Genomic DNA, 1,334 nt, shown 5'->3' on the forward strand with positions numbered 1-1,334 from the left:
TGCACCCCAAGTAAAGGCAAATAAAAGAAAGTCACCATCTAAATCTTTATTTTTAAACAAAGATACTGGGATGATTGGATTAGCTGCATGATTCTCTCGAATAAAGAAGAGAACAATAAATACTAGACTGATGATAATCAAACTAATCACAATCCAATTAGCAGTTAAGCCAACTAATTGAACACCCATCAAGAATAAAAGCAAGCCAATAACTAACAAACCAGCACCAGGAATATCGAAGACTGGTATTTTTTTCTGATGTAACAGGCTTGTAGTAGATAAGGCAAATGATTAATGCTATCAAACCAATTGGAATATTAATATAGAAGACCCAGTGCCAAGAAAAGGCATCGATCAGCCAACCACCAACTAATGGTCCTAAAATTGCAGCACCATTCCAGCTAGCAGTCAAAGCCAAGGACCTTGGTTCTAGTTTTAATATTTTTAAAAACGTAACCGGCAATAATGTAAGGAAAAGATCCCATGCCACCTGCGCCGATCTCCATAATGAATCTAGAACACAAGAAAAAGATGATATTTGGTGCCATTCCCTGCAAAGCAGCTCCAAGCACAAATAATACTAGAGAAATTTCAAAGGCCTTTTATTAGTGATTTTCTCACCAATCTTAGTCCAAATTGGGATCGAAATCGACATCCCTAATAAGAAAATCGCCACAATCCAGCCCATAAACTGAATCCCATGCAAAGCTGCCACAATTGTCAGAATTGCAGTATTAATAATTGTTCCATCAAGTCCTGACATTACATTCCCAAGCATCAGGGCAATCGTAACCATTGTAATTTGTTTTTTATTCATTCAACTTTCCCTTTAAAAAACAAAAACTCCTATTATCAGCGATAATAAGAGTAAAAAAATATGGAGGATACAGGGCTCGAACCTGTGACCTCCTGCTTGTAAGGCAGATGCTCTCCCAGCTGAGCTAATCCTCCATTATGGGGCGGAATGTGGGATTCGAACCCACGTATGCTGGATCCACAAACCAGTGTGTTAACCCCTTCACCAATTCCGCCATAAACGGTCCATGTGGGATTTGAACCCACGATCTCCTCCGTGACAGGGAGGCGAGATAAACCACTGCTCCAATGGACCAATCAGAGGAGGATGTGGGATTTGAACCCACGCGCGGCAGAACCGCCTAACGGTTTTCAAAACCGTCCCCTTAAGCCACTTGGGTAATCCTCCATAGCCGAACAGATATTATTATACTAAAGTGAGATAAAAGCGCAAGTCTTTTTTGCAAAAAAATGCAGTTATGTCCAATTTAGAACATAACTGCATCTCAAATAATTTTTAATCATGCAAATTCTTTTGA

4 tRNA genes and 1 pseudogene are annotated in these 1,334 nt (G+C 39.5%); all 5 read right to left on the reverse strand.

What is annotated here, in order from left to right:
* Positions 1 to 817, reverse strand: a pseudogene (locus HMPREF0518_RS05320) (MFS transporter); the annotation flags it as partial.
* A 61-nt stretch (positions 818 to 878) separates the two neighbouring features.
* Positions 879 to 951: transfer RNA gene (locus HMPREF0518_RS05325), tRNA-Val, on the reverse strand.
* Between the two features lie 4 nt (positions 952 to 955).
* Positions 956 to 1,031: transfer RNA gene (locus tag HMPREF0518_RS05330), tRNA-His, on the reverse strand.
* 6 nt (positions 1,032 to 1,037) lie between these two features.
* Positions 1,038 to 1,111, reverse strand: a tRNA-Asp gene (locus tag HMPREF0518_RS05335).
* A 6-nt stretch (positions 1,112 to 1,117) separates the two neighbouring features.
* Positions 1,118 to 1,204, reverse strand: a tRNA-Ser gene (locus HMPREF0518_RS05340).
* Between the last annotated feature and the right edge of the window lie 130 nt (positions 1,205 to 1,334).

Origin of the sequence: Lactobacillus helveticus DSM 20075 = CGMCC 1.1877, from assembly GCF_000160855.1 — a bacterium.
GTDB lineage: Bacteria > Bacillota > Bacilli > Lactobacillales > Lactobacillaceae > Lactobacillus > Lactobacillus helveticus.